The sequence below is a fragment of the Shinella granuli genome, from assembly GCF_004341885.1.
In the GTDB taxonomy this organism is placed as follows: domain Bacteria; phylum Pseudomonadota; class Alphaproteobacteria; order Rhizobiales; family Rhizobiaceae; genus Shinella; species Shinella granuli.
Genome location: NZ_SLVX01000006.1, coordinates 90984 through 116203, shown reverse-complemented (window position 1 = coordinate 116203; position 25220 = coordinate 90984). Strand labels below are relative to the sequence as shown.

The window sequence follows — 25220 nt, the reverse complement described above, 5'->3', positions numbered from 1 at the left end:
TGCCCATCACCCTTGGCGCGCCCGGTCTTCGGCCTGCGCGTCGAGGATTTCGCGAACCCTGGCGACGAGCTCGGCCTCCGGCACGGAGACCTGCGCCACGCGCGCTTCGCGCCAGGCAATGTTGTCCTCGATCTCGCCGGAAAGGCGCTTGCCCTCGATCAGGTCCTTGATCTGCACGAGGCCTCCGGCGCGCTCGTCGCCGCCCTGGATGATCGCGACAGGGGCGCCGCGGCGGTCGGCATATTTGAGCTGGTTGCCGAACTTCTTCCAGTTGCCCTGGTACATTTCGGCGCGGATGCCGGCGGCGCGCAGCGCCTGCGTGAAACGCTGGTAGCGGCCCATGCTCTCGATGTCGCCGTCCATGACCGTGACGAGCACGGGGGCGACGATATCGTCCTGGCCGAGCTTGCCGAGGTTCTTCAGCGCCGTCATCAGGCGCGAGACGCCGATGGAAAAGCCGGTGGCCGGCACCGGCTGGCCCATGAAGCGGGAAACGAGGCCGTCGTAGCGGCCGCCGCCGCCGACCGAGCCGAAGACGACCTTCTCGCCCTTCTCGTTGGTGACGGCGAACTGCAGTTCGGCCTCGAAGACCGGGCCGGTGTAATATTCGAGGCCGCGCACGCAGGAGGGATCGACCTTGATGCGATCCGCTTCATAGCCGGCGCTGGCGACGAGCTTCGCGATCTGTTCCAGTTCCTCCACGCCCTCGCGGGCGCGCTCGTTCTGTCCGAAGCGATTGTCGAGCGAAGCGACGGTCTCCAGGTTGTCGCCGAAGGACGAGGTGTCGAGCACGCCGACCAGCAGCTCGATGCCGGCGGGATCGAGGCCGACGCCCTTGGTGAAGTCGCCGCTTTCGTCCTTGCGCCCCGCGCCGAGAAGCTCGCGGACGCCGGGAATGCCGAACTTGTCGAACTTGTCGAGCGCGCGCAGGGCATTCAGCCGGCGCGCCGCATTCTCCTCGCCGCCAAGGCCGACGACCTCCAGCATGCCGTCCAGGACCTTGCGGTTGTTGACGCGGATGACATAGTCGCCGCGGGCGATGCCGAGGGCTTCCATCGTATCGGCGAACATCATGCACATTTCGGCATCCGCCTGAACGCCGGCCGCGCCCACCGTATCGGCATCGAACTGCATGAACTGGCGGAAGCGGCCCGGGCCTGGCTTCTCGTTGCGGAAGACGTAGCCGGCGCGGTAGGTGCGGTAGGGAAGCTGGATCTCGTTGAAATTCTCCGCGACATGGCGGGCGAGCGGCGCCGTCAGGTCATAGCGCAGGCTCATCCACTGGTCGTCGTCGTCCTGCAGCGAGAAGACGCCCTCGTTCGGGCGGTCGCTGTCCGGCAGGAACTTGCCGAGCGCGTCGGTATATTCGAAAAGCGGGGTTTCGACCGGGTCGAAGCCGTAGTGCTCGTAGACCGCGCGGATCTTCGCGGTCATTTCGGTGAGGGCGCGGATGTCCGCGGCATCGCGATCGACGAAGCCGCGCGGCAGGCGGGCCTTCAGCTTCTGCGGTTTTTTCTGCTTTTCGCTCATCGGGATACCCGAAATTCCTGTATTTCCGTTGCGGTTTCCCTAGCGGATTGGACGGGCAGCGGCAAGGGCGGAAGCGCCCTCCATCACGGCCGGCGCGACAGCGTGTCCCAACCGTGCACGATGACGGCGCAGGCCATCGGCGCCCCGGCGGTCGGGATGAGGATGGAATGGGTGTCGTCGCGGATGACGCCGTTCGCCGGTCCGGAGGCCGCTCTTTCCGGCCGGCCGGCGAAGAACGCCGGGAAGCTGCGCCGACAAGACGGCAGAGGCCTGCCGGTATCCCCGGCAGGCCTCTCTACGGTTCCATGGAATGATGCGTCATTCAGCCGCCGGGTTGCGATGCGCCGCCGACGCCTCGACCAGCGAGGCCGCGATGGCGCGGGCCATCAGCAGCGTCGTTTCGCGAATTTCCGTGTTGCTGCCGCTTCTTGCCGACCGGATCAGGCGAAAGCCCTCCCGGAGCATGATCTCCTGCGCCTTGTCACAGGCCCAGCCTTCAAGTCGGGAATCGTCCATTGCAGGTGTGCTCGCCGCCATTTGTCCCCCATGCCAAATCATTCAGCACAAAGCGGCACGTCACGACTACGCACGCGTACGCCGACCCCAGAACTTGCGATGTATGATTTTGCCGCTCAACCTTAAGCTACATGATTCGTTGTAGAATCAAAGATATATTTGTGTCGGCAATACGCGAATTATGGCCGTTCGAGCCGATTTCTCTTCTCTTCGACTTCCACGCGGCAGAAACACCCCTCCACATGGTCGTTGACGAGGCCCATGGCCTGCATGAAGGCGTAGACGGTGGTGGGGCCGACGAAGGTCCAGCCGCGCTTCTTCAGGTCCTTCGACAGCCGGACGGAAGTGGGTGTCGTCGGGTTGGCGACGATCGTCTCCCAGTCGACCCGCGCCGGCCGTTCGTCCGGGCCCGGCTCGAAGCTCCAGAAGTAGCGGGCGAGCGTGCCGAACTCGTCGCGCAGCGCCTGCGCCCGGCGGGCATTGTTGATCGTCGAGACGATCTTGCCGCGATGGCGCACGATGCCGGGATCGGCAAGGCAGCGGGCGATGTCGTCGTCGCCGAAGCCGGCAACCTTGTCGAAATCGAAGGCGGCGAAGGCGGCGCGGAAGCCCTCGCGCTTGCGCAGGATGGTGAGCCAGGACAGGCCCGACTGGAAGCCTTCGAGGCAGATCTTCTCGAAGAGGCGGTGGTCGCTGACGACGGGATGGCCCCATTCCGCATCATGGTAGCGACGGTAGTCGTCGAGATTGCCGTGCCAGGCGCACCGCACCCGCCCGTCGTCGCCTTCCAGAAGTCCCTTTGCCATGACCATGCCCTCCGTTTCCTTTTTGTTCCGATTTACCACTCATCAACCACATTTGGAAAGCCGGCAATAACCCTACTCAAAGCTTTCTCGGCATCGTCGATATCGAATGAACGCCCGTTTACCATTCGCTTCATCGCAGGGTGCAAGCATTTCCGTCGAACCGGCGCTGCATTCCCGTTCCCGCGGCGCATCCCGGCACGATCAGTAGCGAGTACGTCCGATGTTGATACGAATCCTCCTTGCAACGACCCTTCTGTGCACGACCACCGCAGCGCATGCGAGCGAGCGCTACATGAGCCGCCCGCCGGTCATCGTCAGCCCTGACCTTACCGCGCCCTGGCTGATGCAGCTCACCGGCGAGGGCGTGCAGCCCGCCGTCAACACCCGCCGCATCATCCAGCGCCAGAAGGTGCAGCAGCGCCGCGTCCTGCGCCGCGAGGGCGCGGCCCGTGTCGAGCAGGTCTCGGCGACCGGCACGGCGCGCAATCCGGTCAAGTCGAAGTTCGACCCGATGTACCTGCCGCAGCTCGTCGACTACGAAAGCGAGCACAGGCCGGGCACCATCGTCATCGATACCAACAACCGCTTCCTCTACCTCGTGCTGGAGGGCGGCAAGGCGCGGCGCTACGGCGTCGGCGTCGGCAAGCCCGGCTTCGAATGGGCAGGCGCCCACACGATCACCCGCAAGGCCGAATGGCCGAGCTGGACGCCGCCGAAGGAGATGATCGCCCGCGAGGCCGCCAAGGGCCATTACCTGCCGGCCTTCATGGAAGGCGGGCCGGAAAACCCGCTCGGCTCGCGCGCCATGTATCTCGGCTCGACGCTCTACCGCATCCACGGCACCAACGCGCCCTGGACGATCGGCTATGCGGTTTCCTCCGGCTGCATCCGCATGCGCAACGAGGATGTCGTCGATCTCTACGAGCGCGTGAAGGTGGGCACGAAGGTCATCGTGATCTGATTTGTGGTATCGGGGCCACAAGGCCCCGAAGAAATCCGCCCTCACAATCGTCTTACTGCGCGGGAGCCGACTTGAAATCGGTCAAGAGTCGGTTAGCCTCGCAGAATTCTAGGATTGAGAGGGACTATACCATGCGGAAATACGCATCGATCTTGCTGGCCGCGACCGTCGCGGCCACGGCGATCATGCCGGTCTCGTCGGCGAATGCCTTTCCCGCCGCCCGCGCGGGCGACCGGATCGAGACGGCCTCCGACGTGACGCTCGTCGCCCAGCCGAGCAAGAAGCAGGTCGCGGCGAAGTACAAGCGCACCAAGGTGCGCTTCGTCACCGACCAGGCACCCGGCACCGTCATCGTCGATACGAACAACAAGTATCTCTACTATGTCGAGGGCAACAACAAGGCGACGCGCTACGGCATCGGCGTCGGCCGCGACGGCTTCGGCTGGTCGGGCGTGGTGAAGGTCGGCCGCAAGGCCGAATGGCCGAGCTGGACGCCGCCGGCCGAGATGCGCCGCCGCGAGGCCAAGAAGGGCCGCATCCTGCCCGTCACCCAGGCCGGCGGCGAGGACAACCCGCTCGGCGCGCGCGCGCTCTATCTCTACAAGGGCGGCCGCGACACGATCTTCCGCATCCACGGCACGAACCAGCCCTGGACGATCGGCCAGAACATGTCGTCAGGCTGCATCCGCATGATGAACAAGGACGTGGAGCATCTCTATGCCCGCGCCGACATCGGCACCAAGGTCATCGTCGTCGGCCCCGGCAACCGCCAGGGCAGCGTGAGCTACAACGATCGCGGCGTCGATTTCTTCGGCAACCTCTTCGGCTTCGGCGGCTGAGCCGTCGATCGTCCGGACGCCGGCCCTGCGCCGGCGTCTTCCGTTCAGCCGACGGAGCAGCCGATCTTTCCCTCGCGCCGGATCGGCTCGTCAAGGTCGGCGCCTTCGATCCTCAGCGTATAGGTGCCCTCGTAACCGATGTCGTCCGCGCCGGCCTTCGTCATCATGACGAAATCGAGCGCCGCAAAGGGCTGGTTGTCGCCGGATTCGGCATGGACGAGCAGGCGCAGTTCGCCGTCATGCAGCCAGTGATGCGTGAGGAAGGACGGATCGAGCGCTATCTTCCCATCGAGCCCCTTGCGGGCGAGGTCCTTCGGCAGCTCGATCGATCCGCGGAAATTCAGGATGCCGCCGAGGCTGTAGCTGAAGCCTGCCTCCCCTTCGAAAGTGACGTTCCTGTCCTTCACCGCGCAGCTGAACCCGCCGGTGGCGAAGGCGGGCGTCGAAAGGGCGGCAAGGGCGACGAGCGAAAGCATGAGGCGGCGCATGGACATCTCCGATGGGCTGGAATGCCGCCTGTCTAGCAATCCGGGAGCGAAGCGGCTGTTCCGCGCGTGACAGCCTCAGGAAAGCACGGCCGGCTTCGTTCCGCCATAGGCCCAGTCGATGAGTTCCACCGTGTGCAGGATCGGGATGGCCGTGCCCGTCGCGATCTGGGTGATGCAGCCGATATTGCCGGTGGCGATGATGTCCGGCTTGGTGGCCTCGATGTTCCTGACCTTGCGCGCCTTCAGCTTGCCGGAGATCTCCGGCTGGAGGATGTTGTAGGTGCCGGCCGAACCGCAGCACAGGTGCCCTTCCGCCGGATCGCGCACCGCAAAGCCCGCCTTCTTGAGCAGCACCTTCGGCGCCATGGTGATCTTCTGGCCGTGCTGCATGGAACAGGCCGAATGATAGGCGACCGTCAGCCCTCGCGCCTCCTGCTGCGGCAGGTCGAGGGTCGTAAGATATTCCGTGATGTCCTTCGCGAGCGCCGAGACGCGCGCGGCCTTGTCCGCATAGGCCGGGTCGAGGCGCAGCATGAAGCCGTAGTCCTTGATCGTGGTGCCGCAGCCCGAGGCGGTGATGATGATCGCGTCGAGCCCGCCCTTCTCGATCTCGCCGAGCCAGACGTCGACATTGCGCCGTGCCGCCTCCAGCGCCTGCTCTTCTCGGCCCATATGGTGGACGAGCGAGCCGCAGCAGACTTCGCCCGTCGGCGCCACGACCTCGACGCCGAGGCGGGTGAGGAGGCGGATCGTCGCCGCGTTGATCTCCGGCTTCAGCACCGGCTGGGCGCAGCCGGAGAGGATCGCGACGCGCCCGCGGCGCGGACCGGCGGCTGGATGCGTGCCCGGCCCCGCGTCGCCCGAGGCCTTCGGCAGGGAGCGGGGCGCAAGGTCCAGCATGGCGCCGAAGGGTTCGAGCGGCTTGAAGCGCTTGAGGACACCGGCAAAGGGCCGGCCGAGCGCGGCCGCCTTCAGCGCCAGGCGGAAGCGACCCGGATAGGGCAGTACGGCGGCGAGGATGTTGCGCGTCAGCCGGTTCCAGAACGGGCGCCGGTAGGTCGCCTCGATATGCATGCGGGCATGGTCGACGAGATGCATGTAGTCGACGCCGGAGGGGCAGGTCGTCGTGCAGGAGAGACAGGAGAGGCAGCGGTCGATATGGGTCACCACCTCGGCATCCGCCGGCCGGCCGTTCTCCAGCATGTCCTTGATGAGATAGATGCGGCCGCGCGGGCTGTCGAGCTCGTTGCCCAGCGTCACATAGGTGGGACAGGTGGCGGTGCAGAAGCCGCAATGCACGCATTTGCGGAGAATCTTCTCCGATGTCGCGACATGCGGATCGGCAAGCTGCTCGGCGGTGAAATTGGTCTGCATCAGCGGGCGTCCTTCTCATGCCGGCCTGCGTGGCGCAGCCCCTCACCTGCCTGCCGGCATCCTCTCCCCGTAAACGGGGCGAGGAAGGACGGGCTCACCGTTTTCCTCCTTCTCCCCGCTTGCAGGGAGAAGGTCCCGGCAGGGGGATGAGGGGCCGCGACAAAATCGATCATTTCCCGATCACCCCACAATCCGCGACACGAACAAGCCCGCCGGATCGAAGCTCGCCTTGACACGCGCCGAAAGCGCGGCGACGGCGTCCGGCTGCGGCTCAAACGTATCCGTCGCCGCCAGCACCTCCGGCCGGGCCCGCAGCAGCGTCGCATGGCCGCCGCCGACGGCCTTGACGTAGCGGCGCAAAAGCGCGGCCTCGGGATCGGCCTCCATGCGCAGCCAGACGAGGCCGCCCTGCCAGTCGTAGAAGGCATCGACGCCCGCTTCGAGGCGGAGCGCGGCGACGAGCTGGTGGCCGGCGGTGGGCGCGACGGAGACGCGCCAGAGCGGACGCGGCGTGCCGTCGGCATAGGGCGCGACGTCGCGGATCTCGCGCCAGAGGCGCCCCGTCGTCTCCGCATCGAGGCGCGTCACGGCGCCGAAGCGGGCCATCGCGGCCGTCAGCTTCTCGCTGCGCACGGCGACGGAGGCGGCGAGGCCTTCGAGGCGCAGCACGGTGGCCGCCCCGTCCGGCAGCGCGCCGCCGGCGAAGCGGCCGCGCACGCTTTCGGGGAGATGAGCGGCACCGGAGACTTCGACGGACATCGACACCGCCGTCGCCATGGCAGCGGCGGCCTCCGCGTCGTTGAGGCCGGAGACGACGATGGTGGCCGCCGTTTCCGGCACCGGCAGCAGGCGGAAGGTGACCTCCGTCATGAGCGCCAGAGCACCGTGCGAGCCGGCGAGCAGCTTTGCGAGGTCGAGGCCGGTGACGTTCTTCATCACCCGGCCGCCGGCCTTCACCACCTCGCCCCTGCCGTTGACGAAGCGCACGCCGAGCAGGCTGTCGCGCGCGGCGCCGGCAACGAAGCGGCGCGGGCCGGAGGCATTGGCGGCGAAGACGCCGCCGATGGTGGGAATGCCGGAGGAGCCGAGCGCGCCGCGCAGGTCGCAGGGCTCGAAGGCGAGCATCTGGCGCTTTTCGGCAAGCGCCGCCTCCACGACCTCCAGCGGCGTGCCGGCGCGGGCAGTCATGGTCATCTCGGCGGGGTTATAGGCCACGATGCCGGCAAGGCCGCGCGTCGAGAGCGTCTCGGCCCCTTCGGGCACGCCGGCAAGGCTGCGCGTGCCGCCGCCGCGAATGGCAAGCGGCGTGCGGGAGAGCGCGGCGACCTGGACGAGGCGCGCGGCGGCCTCTTCGGAGAGCGGTTCGTGGACGGGGGTCATGCGGCGGGGCGCCCTTCGAGCGGGAAGACCTTGGACGGGTTGAGCAGCCATTGCGGATCGAACGCCGCGCGCACCGCCATCTGCTGGGCAAGGTCCACATCGGCATATTGATGGCGCATCAGGTCGCGCTTCTCGATGCCGACGCCGTGCTCGCCGGTGAGGCAGCCGCCGGCATCGACGCAGAGCCTCAGGATATCGTTGCCGGCCGCTTCCGCGCGCGCGGCATCCTCCGGGTCGTTCGCGTTGAAGAGAATCAGCGGATGCATGTTGCCGTCGCCGGCATGGAAGACATTGGCGACGCGCAGGCCGTATTTCTCGACGATCTCCGCCGTGCCGCGCAGCACGAACGGCAACTGGCCGAGCGGCACCGTGCCGTCCATGCAGATATAGTCGGCGATGCGGCCGGTGGCGCCGAAGGCGGACTTGCGGCCCTTCCAGATCAGCGCCGCCTCCGTCGCCGACTGGCTTTCCTTGACGACCTTGACGCCGTGGCGCCGGGCAATCTCGATGATGCCCGCAAGCATCGCCTCCATCTCGGCCTCGGACCCCTCGACCTCGACGATCAAGAGCGCCTCGACATCCATCGGATAACCGGCCTTCGCAAAGGCTTCGCAGATCTCGATCGCCGGCTTGTCCATGAACTCGATGGCGACGGGGATGATGCCTGATCCGATGACATCGGCAACGCAGGCGCCCGCCGCTTCCGACGTATCGAAGCCGAAGAGCACCGGGCGCGCGCCCTCGGGCCTGGCGATGAGCCGCACCGTCGCCTCGGTGACGATGCCGAGCTGGCCCTCGCCGCCGCAGACGACGCCGAGGAGATCGAGCCCGCCGGCATCGAGCGCCTTGCCGCCGAGCTCGACGATCGTGCCGTCGATGAGCACGAGCTTGACGCCGAGCAGGTTGTTCGTGGTCACGCCGTATTTCAGGCAATGCGCGCCGCCGGAATTCATGCCGATATTTCCGCCGATCGTGCAGGCGAGCTGGGAGCTCGGATCGGGCGCATAGAAATAGCCGTCGGCCGAGACGGCATCGGAAATGGCAAGGTTGGTGACGCCGGCCTGCACCGTCGCGGTGCGGTTGGCGAAATCCACCTCCAGGATGCGCGCCATCTTGGAGAGGCCGACGACGACGGCGTCCTCCTGCGGGATCGCGCCGCCCGAAAGCGAGGTGCCGGCGCCGCGCGGCACGACGGGCACGCCGTAGCGATGGCAGTATTTCAAGACGGCGGCGACCTGCGCGGTCGTCTCCGGCAGGGCGACGGCGAGCGGCAGGCGGCGATAGGACACGAAGGCATCCGTCTCGAAGGGCACGAGCTCGCGCGGCTCGTGCACCAGACAGCCTTCCGGCAGCAGATCGAGGAGATCGGCGACGATCTCCCGGCGGCGGGAAAGAACCGCCGGCCGCGGTTCCAGGAACCCGATCTGATCCATGTCTTGGCCTCCCGCATCAAGTGGTCTGTTTTCTTTACCACTTCCTATTGCAGGGTGCAAATGCTAAGCATTTTGTCCGTTTCGGCAAGAATGGACGCGATGGAATGACAAATCTCGGCGACCTCGAAATCTTCTCCCGCGTCATCGCCATGGGCAGCATGTCGGCGGCCGGCCGGGCGCTCGGCCTGTCGCCAGCGGTCGTCTCCAAGCGGGTGAAGCGGTTGGAGGAGCGCCTCGGCACCCGCCTCTTCCAGCGCACGACGCGGCAGATCTCGCTGACCGAGGCCGGCCAGGGCTTCTATGACCGCATTGTCGGCATCCTTGCCGGCATCGAGGAGGCGGAAGCCTTCGTCTCAGGCCGCTCCGGCGCCGTGCGCGGCACGCTGCGGATCTCCGCGCCCACCTCCTTCGGCCGCATGCATATCGCCCCCAATCTCAAGGGCTTCATGGACGCCTATCCCGAGCTCGTCGTCAACCTGATGCTGACCGACGACTTCTCCGACATCGTCGGCGGCGGGTTCGACCTTGCGATCCGCATCGGCGAACTCTCCGATTCCTCGCTGGTCGCCCGGCGGCTCGCCTCGGTGCGGCGCGTGTTGTGCGCCTCGCCGGACTATATCGCCCGCCACGGCATGCCGGCCTCGCTCGACGCGCTTCCCGCCCATGCCTGCCTGCCGCCGCACACCCAGGACGTCTGGCGGCTGGAAGGGCCGGAGGGCAATGTCACCTATCGCCCGCAGGGACAGCTCTACACCAATTCCAGCGAGGTGGTGCGCGAGGCGGTGTTCTCCGGCATGGGCATCGCGCTGCGCTCGACCTGGGATGTCGGGCCGGCGCTGAAGAGCGGCGAGCTCGTGCAGGTGCTGCCGCAATACGAGGGCTCCCGCAACGTGGTGCTCTCGGCGGTCTATCCGAGCCGGCAGTTCCTGCCCGTCAAGGTGCGGCTGTTCATCGACTATCTCGCCGACCTCTACGGCCCCCTGCCCTATTGGGAGCGCTGAGCACCGTCGCCGCACAGGCCCGATTGGCACGGGCGGACCCTTGCGCTGGATTCTTGCTTTTACCGCATTATCCAACACCGAAGCGACTTCGCTTCGGCTGGAAATGCTCTAAGCTGCCGGCCCCACGGCGGAGAGGACGGCGATGATCGGCAGGATGGCAATGATGGCGGCACTGGTCGGGCTGGCGCTTCCGGCAGCGGCCGGCGCAAGGCCGCTCGACGACCTGCTCCAGGGTTTCGACGATGCCTGCGACTACAGCGACGCGCTGGCGGGCCTCCTGCAATCGAGCTACGCCTTCGCCCGCAAGGAAGGCGCGATCGCCATTCCGGCCGGCTACGAGGCCGTCTTCGGTCCGCCCTCCGTCCGGCCGCAGGACGAGTACCTGCACATCGTCCTGCCCGTGACGGGCGGCACCTGGCGCGGCGTGCCGGTCAAGGAGATCGAGGTCTATATCACGGCGCTTGCCAGCGGCTTCAGCTACCACGCCGTCATCTTTCCGGCAGACGCGCTGGAAGCCGCCGAGGCCGCGTTCAGGGAGCGGGGCCTTGCCGCACAGGAAAAGCTCGCGAAGCAGGACGAGGCCGGCTTCGGCTGGGACACCGGCTTTGTCGTCACCGACGGCGTGCCGCGCTACCAGTGCGACCTGTCGACCTGAGCGGTGGCAGGTCGCTACGCTTTACGGCCCGGTCTCTTTGCTTTTACGCAATTCCGGACGTAAAACCGCTGCACACTTTTGCTGGCATTGCTCTAATGTTTGTCCTCTTCCGCATGGCGCTGGCGGATGGCGCGCACGAGCAGCCACATGCCGGCGATGACGAAGGGCACGGCGATGCCGGTCAGCGTTTCCGGCTTGACCGGCAGGCCGAGCCCGTGCGCCGCCTTGGCGACATAGCCGAAGAGGCCGACCACGTAATAGGAGATCGCCGCGACCGACAGGCCTTCGACGGTCTGCTGCAGGCGCAGTTGCAGCTTCGCGCGGCGGTCCATGGAGTTGAGCAGGCTCGTGTTGAGCTGCTCCAGCTCCACGTCGATCCAGCTCCTCAAAAGCGCCGTGGCGCGGGCGAGCTTCCGCGACAGGTTCGCCTGCCGCTCCTCCACCGACTGACAGGTGCGCATGGCGGGCGCCAGGCGCCGTTCCAGGAAGAAGCCGAGGGTCTCGTAGCCGGACACCGCCGTCTCGGCGAGCGTGCGGATGCGCTCCTGCACGATGCCGTAATAGGCGCGGCTGGCGCCGAAGCGATAGAGGCTGAGCGCCGCATTGGCCTCCAGCTCAGCGGCGAGCCGGGTGATCTCCGTCAGCAGCGTATCGGCCTTCTCGCGGGCATGCTGCTTCATGGCATTGGTGATGCCGGTCAGCCCGTCCTCGATGCGGCGGATATCCGGCGAGAGCGACTGGGCGAGCGGCAGGCCCATCATGGCGAGCGTGCGGTAGGTCTCGATGTCCAGCAGGCGCTGGACGAGCGCGCCACGCCCGGCCTCGGTCATGCCGCGGTCGATGACGAGGATCTGCGTCAGCCCGTCGCCGTTCTGGCGGAAGTCGGTGAGGATCGCGCCCTGGCCGTTCTTGATCTCGCTGTAACAGAGGCTCGTCGGGTCGAAGGTGGAGACCGCCGCGCGGGTTTCCGGCGTGTCCGGCCGGATTTCCAGGCGCACGCCCGAGATCAGCGTGCCGGGCGGCGAAAAGCTATCGCCGAACGGATGGACCGGAACCTCGCCGCCGAACTTTTCCGGCGCCGGCGCGTCCCAGAAATAGGTCGAGAACTCGGTGTGCCGTTCCCAGCGCAGCGTGCCCTGCCCCCAGCTCAGCGCATGGTGGCTGGAATCGCGCCCCGGCGGGGAGATGCCGCGCGAGCGCGACAGTTCCCCCATCACGGCGTGATCGACCGCCGAGCCGCCTTCGGTCAGGAAGGCGAGCTGGAAGATGACGCGCGGCGACGGCACCAGCGCGTATGGTCTTGCGTGAATTTCCCCCAGCGCCTGCGCACGCGCGGTCGCCTGCGGAAAGGCGAAGCTGCCTTTTGCCATGTCTGCACTGTCCCCTCATGTGCAACAGCATAGTCTTAACAAATGTCAGGCCCCTGGAGATAGGGCGCATTGACGCAGGCCCGATCCTCCCGACTGGACAAGATTGTTGACCAGTTTCGGCCCGCATTGCTAGTGTTCACCGGTGACCGACACCGCCTTCGACCTTTTCGCCCGCATCAGCCACAGCCGCACCGCCGACGAGGTCGTGCGGCAGATCGAACTGCTGCTGCTCGAAGGCGTGCTGCGCGACGGCGACCGGCTGCCGGGCGAACGCGAGCTTTCCAGGCGTCTCGACGTCTCCCGCCCCATCCTGCGCGAGGCGCTGAAGGAGCTGGAGACCCGCGGCCTGCTGGTCAGCCAGCACGGCGGCGGCACCTATGTCGCCGACATCATCGGCCAGGTGTTCTCCCGCCCCGTCGTCGACCTCATCGCCCGCCACCAGCGCGCGACGGAGGACTATGTCGAGTACCGCCGCGAACTGGAGGGCATCACCGCCGAGCTCGCCGCCCGCCGCGCCACGGAATACGACCGGCAGATGCTGACGCGCATCATGGAGGCGATGCGCGCGGCCCATGCGGGCGGCTCCTTCGATGCGGAGCTGGAAACCGACGTGGAGCTGCACAACGCGATCGGCGAGGCCGCGCACAACATCGTGCTGCTGCACACGCTGCGCGCCTGCTACCGGCTGCTCGCCCAGGGGATCTTTTTCCACCGCCACCTCGTTTTCTCCTCCGAGGAGGCGCGTGGCCACCTGCTCGCCCAGCACGAGGCGATCTATGCGGCGATCATGGCCGGTGACGGGCCGGCGGCGCGAAAGGCCGCCCAGGCGCACATGGATTACATCGCCACCGCCATCCGCGAGGCCGAGCGCAGCGGCGAATGGCAGAGAATTTCGCAGTTACGCATGCAAAAGCGCGGCCTTCCGCCACAAGCCTGACTTGCGCCGCAAATCCCGCGCAAGCAAGATAGGCTAAACCGACTCGAACAGCGCATCCCGACAAGAGGAATGAAAAGGGCTTTGAACATTCTCAACCGTATCGTCAGCGACGTCCATCTCATGTTCCGCCGGCCCGTCCGGGAACAATATGGAGCGCTGTGCTATCGGGTGAGGAAGAAGAAGCCGGCGATCGAAATCCTCCTCATCACCAGCCGCGACACGGGTCGCTGGGTCATTCCCAAGGGCTGGCCGATGGACGGCAAGAGCGCTTCGGCTGCGGCGGCGCGCGAGGCCTGGGAAGAGGCAGGCGTCAAGGGGGACATCCACGATACGCCGATCGGCAGCTACAACTACCTGAAGGGCCTGCCGCACGGGCTGAAGGTCGATTGCCGGGTGCGCGTCTTCCCGCTCGCCGTCGGCGACCTCAGCAAGAATTTCCCCGAGAAGGACGAACGGCGCGCCGAATGGGTGAGCTGCGCGGAAGCCGCCAGCCGCGTGCAGGAACCGGGCCTCAAGGACCTCATTCTCGCCTTCGAGCGCAAGATGCTCGCCGAAATCGCCGCGAACGACATGCCCGACGCCTGATAACGCCCCGGATCGACCCTTGTCATATTGCCGCCGATGCGCTGAGGCGATAGTGCCTGTCGGCTGAGAGCCCCTGACACGGCCTCCGGACGGAGGACCGCCGCGGGATTTTCGTCCGCTCGCGAGGAACCGGCCCAACCGATGCCAAGGCATCGGCGCGGACCGGCGATGAAGAGAAGGGCGAAAGCACCGGCAGACGATCCCGGCGGTCGCGTCAGGGCTCCAAAACGGAGCAGCAGGAATGGCCAATTCACAGGTTCAGCTACGCAAGCCGACGCTGGACAAGGACCTGGAAAAACTCACCTTCACCGAACAGGCGACGCATTTCGTGCTGCGCTCGTGGACGGGCGTCGGCATCGCCCTCGTCTTCCTCCTGATCGCCATGGCCGTCGCCAACAGCTTTGCCACCGGCACGCCGGGCGTTCTGGTCGTCGCCATCACTGCCGCGCTCGCCGCCTACATGGCCATGAACATCGGCGCCAACGACGTGACGAACAATGTCGGCGCGGCGGTCGGCGCGCGCGCCATGAGCCTCGGCGTCGCCCTCGTCATCGCCGCGGTCTTCGAGATCGCCGGGGCGCTGCTCGCCGGCCAGGGCGTGGCGGCGACGGTCGCCTCCGGCATCGTCGACCGGTTGATCTTCCCGACCCCCGAGACCTATGCCTGGGCGATGATGGCGGCCCTCGTCTCCGCCGCGCTCTGGATCAACATCGCCACGATCGCCAATGCGCCGATCTCCACCACCCACGCCATCATCGGCGGCGTAATCGGCGCGGGGGCGGCGGCGAGCGGCTTCCACAGCGTGCAATGGGACGCGATCGCCGTCATCGTCGTGAGCTGGACCGTCTCGCCGATCCTCGGCGGCGTGATCGCCGCGCTGTTCCTCTACTTCATCAAGGAATTCATCATCTACCGCGAGGACAAGATCGGCGCGGCAAGGACCTGGGTGCCGGTTCTGGTCGCGGTCATGGCGGGCGCCTTCGCGGCCTTCATCGTCAATGGCGGTACCAATGGGACGGTCGACCTTTCCTTCCGCACCGCCCTTCTCATCGGCCTTGGCGTCGGGCTCGCCACCTATGTCGTCACCCGGCCGATCGTCCGGCGCCATGCGGAAGGGCTCGACAACCGCAACCAGTCGCTGCGCACACTGTTCCGCATCCCGCTGATCTGTTCGGCGGCGCTGCTCTCCTTCGCCCATGGCGCCAACGACGTGTCGAATGCCGTCGGCCCGCTCTACGGCGTGGTCTCGGCGCTGCGTTCGGGCGCGGAAGGCGGAACCGGTATCCCGCTCTGGGTCATGGTCATCGGCGCCTTCGGCATCTCGCTCGGCCTGCTGCTCTTCGGCCCGCGCCTCATTCGCATCGTCGGCAGCGAGATCACCAAGCTCAACCCGATGCGCGCCTTCTGCGTGGCGCTATCCTCCGCCGTCGCGGTGCTGACGGCCTCGGCCTTCGCCATTCCCGTCTCCTCGACGCATATCGCCATCGGCGCCGTCTTCGGCGTCGGCCTGTTCCGCGAGTGGTACACGCGCAATTCCCGGCGCCGCATCGACTATATCCGCAACCGCGGCAGCCGCATCGCCCCCGAGGAAGAGGAGCCGGTGAACCTCCACGAGACGCGCCGGCGCTACCTCGTGCGGCGCTCCCATTTCATGACGATCGTCTCGGCCTGGATCGTGACGCTGCCCATCTCGGCGATCCTCTCGGCCATCGTCTTCCTCGCCCTCAACGCGCTTTTCACCTGAGAGACAGACCATGCGCGCCAATTACCGGATGCAGCGCCTCTTCGTCGGCGACGCCCTTGCCGCGGGCGTGGCCTTCGAGGCGTCGAAGGACCATTTCCACTATCTCGCCAACGTGCTGCGCATGGCGGAGGGCGATGCCGTTCTGCTCTTCAACGGCCGCGACGGCGAGTGGCACGCCACGCTCTCCTTCCCGACCCGCAAGCGCCTCGTCCTGACCCCCGTCGAGCAGACCCGGCCGCAGCCGGCACCGTCAGACCTCCACTATCTCTTCGCGCCGCTGAAGGTCGGCCGGCTCGACTATATCGTGCAGAAGGCGGTGGAGATGGGTGCCGGCGTGCTGCAGCCCGTCCTCACCCAGCATGTGCAGGGCAAGATCACCAGCCTCGAACGGCTGCAGGCGAACGCCGTCGAGGCGGCGGAGCAATGCGGCATCCTGGCGATCCCGCAGGTCACGGCACCGAGGAAGCTTGAGGAGCTGCTGGCCGAGTGGCCGCGCGAGCGGCGCATCATCTTCTGCGACGAGGGTCACGGCAGCCAGAACCCGCTGCCGGCGCTGCAGGCGATCGAGGAGCGCAGGCTCGCCCTGCTCGTCGGCCCGGAGGGCGGCTTTTCCGACGAGGAGCGCGCGCTGCTGCGCAATCTCGACTTCGTGACGCCGATCCCGCTCGGCCCCCGCATCCTGCGCGCGGACACGGCGGCGGTGGCGGCGATGGCCGTCATCCAGGCGGCGATCGGCGACTGGCGCTGAGCGGATTTGCGCGAAAGCAAGAAAGCGCTTTGATAAAAATGTCGAATGGGTTTTTTTGAATCTGCCTTGAAAGGAATTTGCTTGCACCGCATCTAATTCCGGTCCAAGCACCCTCCCAAGGCCCGGCGTTCCGCAGGGCGCCATCCGTTCAGAAGAAGACGCCCATGGCCCGTGACACCACCGACCAGACGCCGATCCGCACCGTCGCGGACATGGCGGATTACCTCGCCGCCGGCAGCAAGCCGAAGGAGAAGTTCCGTATCGGCACCGAGCACGAGAAATTCGTCTTCTTTACGGCCGACAACAGCCCCGTGCCCTATTTCGGCGAGGCGAGCATCTCGGCGCTGCTGAACGGCATGCAGGCCAAGACCGGCTGGGACCCGATCATGGATGCCGGCAACATCATCGGCCTTGCCGAACCCTCCGGCATGGGCGCCATCTCGCTGGAGCCCGGCGGCCAGTTCGAGCTTTCCGGCGCACCGCTGGAAAACCTGCACCAGACCTGCAAGGAATCCAACCAGCACCTCGCGACGCTGCGCGAGATCGCCGAGCCGCTCGGCATCCGCTTCCTCGGCATGGGCGGCAGCCCGAAATGGACCTTCGCCGAAACGCCCCGCATGCCGAAAAGCCGCTACGAGATCATGACCCGCTACATGCCGAAGGTCGGCACCAAGGGTCTCGACATGATGTACCGCACCTGCACGATCCAGGTGAACCTCGACTTCTCCTCCGAAGCGGACATGCGCCGCAAGATGCAGGTCTCGCTGAAGCTGCAGTCGATGGCGACCGCCCTCTTCGCCTCCTCGCCCTTCACCGAGGGCAAGCCGAACGGCCTTCTTTCCTGGCGCGGCGACATCTGGCGTGACACGGACAACAACCGCTCCGGCCTCATCCCCTTCGCCTTCAAGCCGGACTTCGGCTTCGTCGACTATGTCGAATGGGCGCTCGACGTGCCGATGTATTTCGTCGTGCGCGACGGCAAGTACCACGACTGCACGCACATCACCTTCCGCCAGTTCATGGCCGGCGCGCTGAAGGGCGAGATCGCCGACTGGGAGCCGAACCTCGGCGACTGGACGAACCATCTTTCCACGCTGTTCCCCGACGTGCGGCTGAAGCGCTTCCTCGAAATGCGCGGTGCCGACGGCGGCCCGTGGCGGCGCATCTGTGCGTTGCCCGCCTTCTGGGTGGGCCTGCTCTACGATGACGGCGCGCTCGATGCCGCCGAGCGGCTTGTGCGCGACTGGACGGTCGAGGAGGTGACGGCGCTGCGCGATGCCGTGCCCGCTGAAGGCCTCAAGGCCGATTTCCGCGGCAAGCCGCTGCTCGATGTCGCCCGCGAAGTGGTCTCGATCTCCCGCCAGGGCCTTGCCGCCCGTGCCCGGGTCAATGGCGAGGGCATCGACGAAACGATCTTCCTTGCCCCGCTCGACGAGGTGCTGGCGAAGAAGGCGACGCTCGCCGAAGACATGCTGGCGCTCTACAACGGCCGCTGGAACGGCTCCGTCGAGCCGGTCTTCACCGACTACCAGTACTGAGGCACGACACCAAAAAGCGGTTTGCGCGGCCAGAATTCCCGTTATAGTGCAGGCACATGCCTGCCAACGGGAAAGGGTTCGTTATGCTTTCGCTCTACGACATGATGATGCAGGCGCAGAACGGCAATGCCGTCGAGACCATGGCGCGGCAATTCGGGCTGGCGCAGGAACAGGCGGCCAAGGCCATCGCCGCGTTGACGCCGGCCTTTTCCGAGGGTTTCAAGCGCAATGCCGCCAATCCCTACGACCTCGCCGCCTTCATGACGGCGCTGACCTCGGGCGACCACGCGAAATATTTCGAGGACATCAGCAAGGCCTTCACGCCGCAGGGGCTTGCGGAAGGCAACGGCATTCTCGGCCATCTCTTCGGCAACAAGGATGTTTCCCGCGCCATCGCCGCGCAGGCGGCGCAGATGACCGGCATCGGCCAGGAAATCTACAAGCAGATGCTGCCGGCCATGGCGAGTACGCTGATGGGCGGCATCTTCAAGCAGTCCCTCGCCCCCTTCTTCCCCGGCACGGGCAGCGCGGCACAGGCCAATCCCTTTGCCGACATGATGCGGCAATGGGCCGAGGCGACAGGCTTTGCGAAGAAGCCGGAGCCGACCAACCCGTTCACCGACAATCCTTTCACCCAGGCCGCCCAGGAATTCTTCGGCACGAAGAAGGATGCTGCGCCCGCCAATCCCTTCGCCGACAATCCCTTTGCCAAGGCCTTCCAGGACATGATGACGGGCATGGGCGGACAGCCGGCGGCGAGCGAAAAGCCGGGCGCATCCGAGGGCTCGCCGGCGGATGCGCTGAAAACCCTCGTCAACACGATGTTCGACACGGGCCTGGAAATGCAGAAGGATTATCAGCGCAACATCGAATCGATCTTCGAGACCATGCGCAACGGCATGGAGACGGACGGCGGGAAGAAGGCCTGAGTATCAGGCGTCCCTCCCCGGCATCGAGCGCCGGCAGGCTGGCTATTCCATGCCGCCGAGTGGTTTTTCGAACAGGACGGTGGTGAGGCCGCTCTGCCATTCCTCGTCCGGATAGCGCGCCATCTCGATGTAGCCCAGCGTCTTGTAGAAGGCCTGGGCCTGCGCGTTGAACGTATCCGTTTCAAGCCGCGCCTGCCGAAAACCCTTTTCGGCAATGTCCCGCTCCGCCCGGATGAGCAGACGGCGCCCGATGCCCCGGCGCTGAAAGGCGGAAGGCACATGCAGGGCGTCGATGAAATCGTCAATGTGATAGAGCAGACCGGCAACCTGCCCGTCGGCCTCGGCCACGAGCATGTCCGCACCATAGCGCGCAACGAAGCGTCCGCCGATATCCGTCTCGACATAGCGGCGGGCGGCGGCTTCCGTGATCTGCGGCTGCCAGGTGCTTTCGAACGTATCGCGCAGTATGGCCCTCATGACAGGGAAGTCTTGCGGGCGCGCCGGACGGATCGAAATCTCGTCGATCATCGCGCTATCTCTTTGTTTTCAGGCAATTCCAGGGTGAAATCGATTCTCGGGGAATCTTTGAAAAAGCCCGACGTGGACCTTGGGAGTCGCACGCCGGGCAAGCGGCAGGGCTATTGGCTCTCACCCTGCGGGGAAGTCAGGTGCCGACCCGGGAGATAGGTCGGCACCATCGGAAATCAATCCATACGGCCGCTGCGCAGGTGACGACGGGCGCGCTCGCGCGCCGCGATCGTCAGATGCAGGCCCGCATCGGCGAAGAAGGACGCGGCCCGGACACTTTGCACATCGCTCCGGCACAGCCCCATATCGTAGAGCTGATGATCGTCGAGTTCGCTCAAGCGATTGACCATGCGGCGATTCTGCCAGGCGCGGACAAGCTTGTAGGCGGCGTTGCGAACACGGGCGAAGAGGCTCGAAGCCGGACGGCGCGTTGCGAGGATATCGATTTCCAGTCTGCGGTCGATCATGCGCATGGCATTTCTCCTTTCCGGCCCGGCGATCCATCGTCCTTCGATGGGGTTTCGCGCGGCACTCGTGATCGTTCGTCGCCCACAGGGATCGGGCGGCGGCTCAAAGTCGGTTTGCAAGAAGAGCCGTCACCGGGAGGTCGAGGGAGGCGGCAGATCCTGTCGAAGGATGGCCCGGCGGAAAGGTCAATCGTTCGACGCTTGCTTTTTCGCAGAAAGCCATTGATCAGTCCAACGAATGTTTCTAATAGTATCAATCAAACAATCTTATGGATATCGTTATGTCCGCTCCGCTAGACATAGACCAGCTCCAGACCTTCGTCGCGATCGCTGATACCGGCAGCTTCACCCGTGCCGCAGAGCGGGTCTTCAAGACGCAGTCGGCCGTTTCCATGCAGATGCGGCGCCTGGAGGAGCGCATCGGCAAGCAGCTCTTCATGAAGGACGGCCGCGGCAACCGGCTGACCGCCGAGGGCGAGCGCCTGCTCAACTATGCGCGCCGGATGCTGCGCCTCAACAACGAGGCCATCGCCGCCTTCGACGACAACCGCCTCGAAGGCCTTCTGCGCATCGGCACGCCCGACGATTATGCCGACCGCTACATGCCCGAGATCATCATGCGGTTCGCCAAGACCCATCCGAATGTCGAGCTCTTCATCGTCTGCGAGCCCTCGGTGGACCTCGCGGAGAAGATGGCCAAGGGCGAGCTCGACATCGCGCTCGTCACCCACAATCCGCGCCAGCGCCAGTCCGACGTCGTGCGGACCGAGCCGCTTTGCTGGGTCATGTCGGCCAACCACCCGATGCCGGAAAACGCGCCGGTGCCGCTCGCCGTCGGCCGGCGTGACTGCCAGTGGCGGCAGATCGCCTGCGCCGCGCTCGATTCGGTCGGGCGCGACTACCAGGTGCTGTTCACCAGTTGGTCGTCGACCGTCGTCGCCGCTGCCGTGATGGCGGGCATGGCCGTTTCGGTTCTGCCCGAATCAGCGCTGCGCCCCGGCATGAAGGTGCTGACGCAGGCGGACGGCTTTCCGCCGCTCGCGCCGGTGCAGATCGGCATCATGCGGCGGCCGGGCCTTTCGCCCTCGCTCTCCAATGCCATCACCAGCCATATCACCGCCTGCCTCGACAACATCACGCCGCTGAGCGCCGCCGACGACCTGCCGGAGGCCGAGGTAAAACTCTTCCCGCGCATGCAGCGGCTCAGGCCCGGCAATATCCTGCCAGGATGGTGACGCAGCTTCCCCTCGACGGCATCCCCGCAGGCAAGGCCGGGCCGTCGACGGTGACGATCCGCCCTGCCCGTCAAGACGAAATCGAGGCGCTGCGCCAGATCGAGCGCTCGGCCGCGCAGGCCTTCCGGCTGATCGAGGCCTTCTCGTGGCTCGCCGTCGGCGACGTACAGAGCGCCGAGCGGCACCGCGCGCTCATCGAAACGGGAACGAACTGGGCGGCGGTGGCCGGAAACGATCATCCGGTCGGCTTCCTGAGTGCGGAGATCGCCGGGCGGGAGCTGCATATCTGGGAGATTTCCGTCGATCACCTGCACCAGGGCTTCGGCATCGGCCGAAAGCTGATCCGGCACGCGATCGACGCGGCGGCGGCGCGCGGGCTCGACGCGGTGACGCTGACGACCTTCCGCACCATTCCCTGGAACTGCCCGTATTACGAGCGGCTCGGCTTCCGCACGCTGGACGAGGCCGCGCTCTCGCCGCGCCTCAAGGCGGTGCTCGACCTGGAGGCCGAACACGGGCTGCAGCGCGACACGCGCTGCGCCATGCGCCTCGACCTGCCGGAGGCATGAAGCCGGCAGGCCCCTCGGCCGCTCAGGCGAGATTCTTCTTCAGGAAATCCACGGTGCGCTGCCAGGCGAGATCGGCCGCGGCCTTGTCGTAGCGCGCGGCGGATGTGTCGTTGTTGAAGGCGTGGTTGACGCCGTCATACATGTGGATCTCGAAGGTCTTGCCGTTTTCCTCCAGCGCCTTGCGATAGGCGTCGATGCCGGCATTGATGCGCTCGTCGAGCCCGGCATAGTGCAGCATCAGCGCGGCCTGGATGCCGGGCACGTCCCCGGCCTCCGCCTGCGCCCCGTAATAGGCGACCCCCGCCTTCAGGTCCGGCGACCTGGTGGCGAAGCGGTTGACGAGGCCGCCGCCCCAGCAGAAGCCGACGGCGCCGACCTTGCCATTCGCCCCGTCGAGCTTTGCGAGGAACTGCAGGCTCGCCTCCGCATTGGCCACCGTCGCCGCCGGATCGAGCTTGCCGATCATCTCGCGCGCCTGGTCCTCATCGTCCGGCGTGCCGCCGGCGGGCGAAAGGAAATCGGGCGCGAGCGCGATGAAGCCTTCCAGCGCCATGCGGCGGGCGACGTCGCGGGTGTGCGGGTTGAGGCCGCGGTTCTCGTGGATGATGATGACGGTGCCGAGCGGGTCCGTCGCCTCCTTCGGCCGCACCAGGTAGCCCTTCATCTCGCCCGAGCTGCCGCCATAGACGACATCCTTGGCGGCAAGGCGCTGGTCGTCCGAGGCGATGATCTCGGCGCTGGCGGAATTGGCCGCCAGCAACGGGACGATGGCCGCCGCCGCCGCACCCGAGCCGGCAAGCGCCGTCAGGCGCTCCATGAAACGGCGGCGGTCGAGCGTCAGATGGGTGTATTCGTCATAGGCGTTGATCATCGCCTGCGTGATCTGCGGCTTGTCCATGGCGGATCCTCCGGCTGGTTCTTCGCAGGATAAGATAGGCCGCGCGCGAAAACCTGCCGAACACAACTGCGTTACCGGCAGATCAGGTAAAGGCGAGCCAGATGCCGAGCCAGACCCAGAGAAGGCCGAGCACCGCAAACCCGGCGATGAAGAGCGGGCGGCGATGGCGCAGGCGATTGCCGGTGACATGCACATAGGCGTGGACATAGCGCAGCGCCACGAAGAGCCAGCCGCCGGCAACCGTCGCCGGATTGTCCGCATCGACGAGATAGAGCAGGATGCTGACCGCATAGAACAACACCGGCAGCTCGAACTGGTTGGCGATGGCGTTCTTGACGACGAGGCTTTCGGCCGGCTCCTCGCGATTTTCGCGGAACTGCTCCGGCCGCGCATGCCCCTCCCGGACCGCGCGCATGCGGCGCATGGAGAGCAGCAGATAGAGGCAGAAGACGAGCGCGACATGCGCGATCATCGGCCAGATCGTGGCTTCCGTGGGAGACATGGTTATCCTTCGGCCTGTCGGCAGGTCTTCGTTTCATGCAGTTCCGGGGAAATGCGACCCGATGCATACGGGTTTCCGGCGCTGGCCTCAACCCGAAAGGCCGGCCCGGCAGGCCGAAGGAAGCCATCCCTATTGCGGCGTCAGGGTTTCGGTGCCCGAACCGTCCTTGCCGCTGATCGTCCAGGCGCCTTCCAGCGAGCCGTCGCCCTTGACCTGGTAGACGATGAGGCCGACCGCATCGTCGAGCACGTAACCGGCGGCGAAGGCGTCGCCATAGAGCATGCAGATGCCGCTCGATGTGGTCGAGCCGGTGTGCCACTCGATCGAGCAGGTCGTCTCGCTCGTCAGCTCGATCGTCGCGGTGCCCTCATAGGTCGAGCCGTCGAGATTCGTGCCTTCGACATCATAGGTGCCGGCATTGACCGTCTGCGCATGCGCAGGCACGACCAGCCCCAGGCCCAGAAGGGCGCCAGCCAGTATCTTCTTCATGTTGTCCCCCAGTGAAACCGGCGAGATTGCCGGTGACGCGATCCTAGCGCATGCGTGGAAAAACAAAACTGGATTCGCGCAGGATCCGAAGGCGAAAATGCCCGGCAAAGCCGGGCATTGAAAGGCATATCAGCTTATGGCGATTGATCAGACGGCGCCAGGATAGTTCGGGCTTTCGCGGGTGATCGTCACGTCGTGGGCGTGGCTTTCGCGAAGGCCGGCGCCGGAGATGCGCACGAAGGTCGCCTTCTCCTGATAATCCTTGATGTCCTTGCCGCCGACATAGCCCATCGAGGCCTTGAGGCCGCCGGCGAGCTGGTGCAGCACGCCCGAGACCGGGCCCTTGTAAGGCACCTGGCCCTCGATGCCCTCGGGCACCAGCTTCAGCGTGTCGCGCACTTCCGCCTGGAAGTAACGGTCGGCCGAGCCGCGGGCCATGGCGCCGACGGAGCCCATGCCGCGATAGGCCTTGAAGGAACGGCCCTGGTAGAGGAACACCTCGCCCGGGCTCTCATCCGTGCCGGCGAGCAGCGAGCCGACCATGACGGCGGAGGCACCGGCGGCGATCGCTTTCGCAAGGTCGCCGGAGAATTTGATGCCGCCGTCGGCGATGACGGGGGTGCCCTGGGCCTGCGCCGCCTCGACGGAGGACATGATGGCCGCAAGCTGCGGCACGCCGACGCCGGCGACGATGCGCGTGGTGCAGATCGAGCCCGGGCCGATGCCGACCTTGACGGCATCCGCGCCGGCATCGATCAGCGCCTTGGTGCCGTCGGAGGTGGCGACGTTTCCGGCCATGATGCGCACGGAGTTCGAAAGCTTCTTCACGCGGGTGACGGCGTCGAGCACGCGCTGCGAATGGCCATGTGCGGTATCGACGACGATGAGGTCGACGCCGGCCTCGATCAGCCGCTCGGCGCGCTCGAAACCGTCGTCGCCGACGGAGATGGCGGCGGCGGCGCGAAGCCGGCCCTGCGCATCCTTCGAGGCATTGGGGTTGAGCTGCGACTTCTCGATGTCCTTCACCGTGATCAGGCCGACGCAGCGGCCGTCGCCGTCGATGACGAGCAGCTTCTCGATGCGGTGGCGGTGGAGGAGGCGCTTTGCTTCCTGCTGGTCGACGGTTTCCTTCACCGTGATGAGGTTTTCCCGCGTCATCAGCTCGTAGATCTTCTGCGTCGGGTCGGAGGCGAAGCGCACGTCGCGGTTGGTCAGGATGCCGACGAGGCGGCCGGCCTTGCCGTTGCCGCCGTTCTCGACGACCGGGATGCCGGAAATGCCATGCGCCTTCATCAGCGATAGCGCGTCGGCAAGCGTCGCGTCCGGGCCGATCGTCACGGGATTGACGACCATGCCGCTCTCGAACTTCTTCACCTGGCGGACTTCCTCGGCCTGCTCGGCGGGCGTCAGGTTGCGGTGGATGACGCCGAGGCCGCCGGCCTGGGCCATGGCGATGGCAAGGCGGCTTTCCGTCACCGTGTCCATGGCGGAGGAGAGGATCGGCAGGTTGAGATCGAAATCGTGCGCGATGCGGGTGGCGATGTTCGTCTGGCCCGGCATCACCTCGGAATGGCCGGGTTGTAGGAGAACGTCGTCGAAGGTCAGGGCTTCGAGACCGGTTGCCGTTTCAATGATGCGCGCCATGGGCCAAGTTCCTTTGAGGGTAAAGCTTGCGCACCAAGGGGAACATTGGGAGTT

26 protein-coding genes are annotated in these 25220 nt (G+C 66.2%); 12 read left to right on the top strand and 14 right to left on the bottom strand.

Annotated features, from left to right (window positions below; genetic code table 11):
* Positions 1-6: 6 nt before the first annotated feature.
* The 3 genes from hisS to EV665_RS12140 form a co-directional block, all read right to left on the bottom strand.
* A complete protein-coding gene (gene hisS / locus EV665_RS12150) occupies positions 7-1530 on the bottom strand; it encodes a histidine--tRNA ligase (RefSeq protein WP_133034316.1) in 1524 nt (507 codons plus the stop codon).
* A 318-nt stretch (positions 1531-1848) separates the two neighbouring features.
* Positions 1849-2067 (bottom strand): hypothetical protein, encoded by a 219-nt coding sequence (locus EV665_RS12145; protein WP_133034315.1) that lies wholly within the window; start codon positions 2065-2067, stop codon positions 1849-1851.
* A gap of 158 nt (positions 2068-2225) precedes the next feature.
* Entirely contained in the window at positions 2226-2852 is a 627-nt protein-coding gene (locus tag EV665_RS12140) for a DNA-3-methyladenine glycosylase I (protein ID WP_380685366.1), read from the bottom strand.
* Positions 2853-3072: 220 nt separating this feature from the next.
* Between EV665_RS12140 and EV665_RS12135 the strand changes: the two genes are divergently transcribed.
* Both EV665_RS12135 and EV665_RS12130 read left to right on the top strand, forming a co-directional pair.
* Positions 3073-3813: a L,D-transpeptidase gene (locus tag EV665_RS12135; protein WP_064329184.1), complete on the top strand. Its 741-nt coding sequence runs from the start codon at positions 3073-3075 to the stop codon at positions 3811-3813.
* A 131-nt stretch (positions 3814-3944) separates the two neighbouring features.
* Positions 3945-4652: a L,D-transpeptidase gene (locus EV665_RS12130; RefSeq protein WP_133034313.1), complete on the top strand. Its 708-nt coding sequence runs from the start codon at positions 3945-3947 to the stop codon at positions 4650-4652.
* Between the two features lie 44 nt (positions 4653-4696).
* Here the strand turns inward: EV665_RS12130 and EV665_RS12125 are convergent, their stop codons facing one another.
* The 4 genes from EV665_RS12125 to EV665_RS12110 all read right to left on the bottom strand — a co-directional run bounded on the left by EV665_RS12125 (position 4697) and on the right by EV665_RS12110 (position 9327).
* Positions 4697-5140, bottom strand: coding sequence for a hypothetical protein (locus tag EV665_RS12125; protein ID WP_133034312.1), 444 nt, complete (start codon positions 5138-5140; stop codon positions 4697-4699).
* A 75-nt stretch (positions 5141-5215) separates the two neighbouring features.
* Entirely contained in the window at positions 5216-6514 is a 1299-nt protein-coding gene (gene glcF / locus EV665_RS12120; RefSeq protein WP_133034311.1) for a glycolate oxidase subunit GlcF, read from the bottom strand.
* Between the two features lie 180 nt (positions 6515-6694).
* On the bottom strand, positions 6695-7894 hold the full coding sequence (locus EV665_RS12115; protein ID WP_133034310.1) for an FAD-binding protein: 1200 nt from the start codon (positions 7892-7894) through the stop codon (positions 6695-6697).
* Positions 7891-9327, bottom strand: a complete 1437-nt coding sequence (locus EV665_RS12110; RefSeq protein WP_133034309.1) for an FAD-linked oxidase C-terminal domain-containing protein — start codon at positions 9325-9327, stop codon at positions 7891-7893. The genes EV665_RS12115 and EV665_RS12110 overlap by 4 nt, the downstream gene beginning before the upstream one ends.
* 104 nt (positions 9328-9431) lie before the next feature.
* Here EV665_RS12110 and EV665_RS12105 point away from each other — a divergent pair, with 104 nt between their 5' ends.
* Together EV665_RS12105 and EV665_RS12100 are read left to right on the top strand one after the other, a co-directional pair.
* Positions 9432-10328 carry a LysR family transcriptional regulator gene (locus tag EV665_RS12105; protein ID WP_064329178.1) on the top strand — a complete coding sequence of 299 codons (897 nt, stop codon included), beginning with the start codon at positions 9432-9434 and terminating at the stop codon, positions 10326-10328.
* Between the two features lie 142 nt (positions 10329-10470).
* Positions 10471-10983, top strand: a complete 513-nt coding sequence (locus EV665_RS12100) for a hypothetical protein (protein WP_133034308.1) — start codon at positions 10471-10473, stop codon at positions 10981-10983.
* Positions 10984-11075: 92 nt separating this feature from the next.
* Here EV665_RS12100 and EV665_RS12095 read toward each other — a convergent pair whose 3' ends face one another.
* A complete protein-coding gene (locus EV665_RS12095; RefSeq protein ID WP_133034307.1) occupies positions 11076-12353 on the bottom strand; it encodes a DUF3422 family protein in 1278 nt (425 codons plus the stop codon).
* Positions 12354-12495: 142 nt separating this feature from the next.
* On the opposite strand from EV665_RS12095, the gene EV665_RS12090 reads away from it, so the two are divergent.
* The 6 genes from EV665_RS12090 (at position 12496) to EV665_RS12065 (ending at position 18834) form a co-directional block, all read left to right on the top strand.
* Positions 12496-13290 (top strand): FadR/GntR family transcriptional regulator, encoded by a 795-nt coding sequence (locus EV665_RS12090; protein WP_064329175.1) that lies wholly within the window; start codon positions 12496-12498, stop codon positions 13288-13290.
* Positions 13291-13371: 81 nt separating this feature from the next.
* On the top strand, positions 13372-13875 hold the full coding sequence (locus EV665_RS12085; protein ID WP_064329174.1) for an NUDIX hydrolase: 504 nt from the start codon (positions 13372-13374) through the stop codon (positions 13873-13875).
* 241 nt (positions 13876-14116) lie between these two features.
* Complete coding sequence (locus EV665_RS12080) at positions 14117-15619, top strand: inorganic phosphate transporter (RefSeq protein ID WP_133034306.1); 1503 nt, start codon at positions 14117-14119, stop codon at positions 15617-15619.
* A gap of 10 nt (positions 15620-15629) precedes the next feature.
* Positions 15630-16367 (top strand): 16S rRNA (uracil(1498)-N(3))-methyltransferase, encoded by a 738-nt coding sequence (locus EV665_RS12075; RefSeq protein ID WP_133034305.1) that lies wholly within the window; start codon positions 15630-15632, stop codon positions 16365-16367.
* A 164-nt stretch (positions 16368-16531) separates the two neighbouring features.
* Complete coding sequence (locus tag EV665_RS12070; RefSeq protein ID WP_064329171.1) at positions 16532-17905, top strand: glutamate--cysteine ligase; 1374 nt, start codon at positions 16532-16534, stop codon at positions 17903-17905.
* An 83-nt stretch (positions 17906-17988) separates the two neighbouring features.
* A complete protein-coding gene (locus EV665_RS12065) occupies positions 17989-18834 on the top strand; it encodes a DUF937 domain-containing protein (RefSeq protein WP_133034304.1) in 846 nt (281 codons plus the stop codon).
* A gap of 42 nt (positions 18835-18876) precedes the next feature.
* On the opposite strand, the gene EV665_RS12060 is transcribed toward EV665_RS12065, so the two are convergent.
* Both EV665_RS12060 and EV665_RS12055 read right to left on the bottom strand, forming a co-directional pair.
* Positions 18877-19362 carry a GNAT family N-acetyltransferase gene (locus tag EV665_RS12060; RefSeq protein WP_133034303.1) on the bottom strand — a complete coding sequence of 162 codons (486 nt, stop codon included), beginning with the start codon at positions 19360-19362 and terminating at the stop codon, positions 18877-18879.
* A gap of 176 nt (positions 19363-19538) precedes the next feature.
* Complete coding sequence (locus EV665_RS12055; RefSeq protein ID WP_064329168.1) at positions 19539-19835, bottom strand: DUF1127 domain-containing protein; 297 nt, start codon at positions 19833-19835, stop codon at positions 19539-19541.
* Positions 19836-20110: 275 nt separating this feature from the next.
* Between EV665_RS12055 and EV665_RS12050 the strand changes: the two genes are divergently transcribed.
* Positions 20111-21064: a LysR substrate-binding domain-containing protein gene (locus EV665_RS12050; RefSeq protein ID WP_064332411.1), complete on the top strand. Its 954-nt coding sequence runs from the start codon at positions 20111-20113 to the stop codon at positions 21062-21064.
* Positions 21061-21633: a GNAT family N-acetyltransferase gene (locus EV665_RS12045; protein WP_210234629.1), complete on the top strand. Its 573-nt coding sequence runs from the start codon at positions 21061-21063 to the stop codon at positions 21631-21633. The genes EV665_RS12050 and EV665_RS12045 overlap by 4 nt, the downstream gene beginning before the upstream one ends.
* Before the next feature lie 22 nt (positions 21634-21655).
* Here EV665_RS12045 and EV665_RS12040 read toward each other — a convergent pair whose 3' ends face one another.
* The 4 genes from EV665_RS12040 to guaB all read right to left on the bottom strand — a co-directional run bounded on the left by EV665_RS12040 (position 21656) and on the right by guaB (position 25166).
* Complete coding sequence (locus EV665_RS12040) at positions 21656-22531, bottom strand: dienelactone hydrolase family protein (protein ID WP_133034301.1); 876 nt, start codon at positions 22529-22531, stop codon at positions 21656-21658.
* 82 nt (positions 22532-22613) lie between these two features.
* A complete protein-coding gene (locus tag EV665_RS12035; protein ID WP_064329166.1) occupies positions 22614-23033 on the bottom strand; it encodes an MAPEG family protein in 420 nt (139 codons plus the stop codon).
* A 129-nt stretch (positions 23034-23162) separates the two neighbouring features.
* A complete protein-coding gene (locus tag EV665_RS12030; RefSeq protein WP_064329165.1) occupies positions 23163-23522 on the bottom strand; it encodes a hypothetical protein in 360 nt (119 codons plus the stop codon).
* A 147-nt stretch (positions 23523-23669) separates the two neighbouring features.
* On the bottom strand, positions 23670-25166 hold the full coding sequence (gene guaB, locus EV665_RS12025) for an IMP dehydrogenase (protein ID WP_133034300.1): 1497 nt from the start codon (positions 25164-25166) through the stop codon (positions 23670-23672).
* Positions 25167-25220 lie beyond the last annotated feature (54 nt).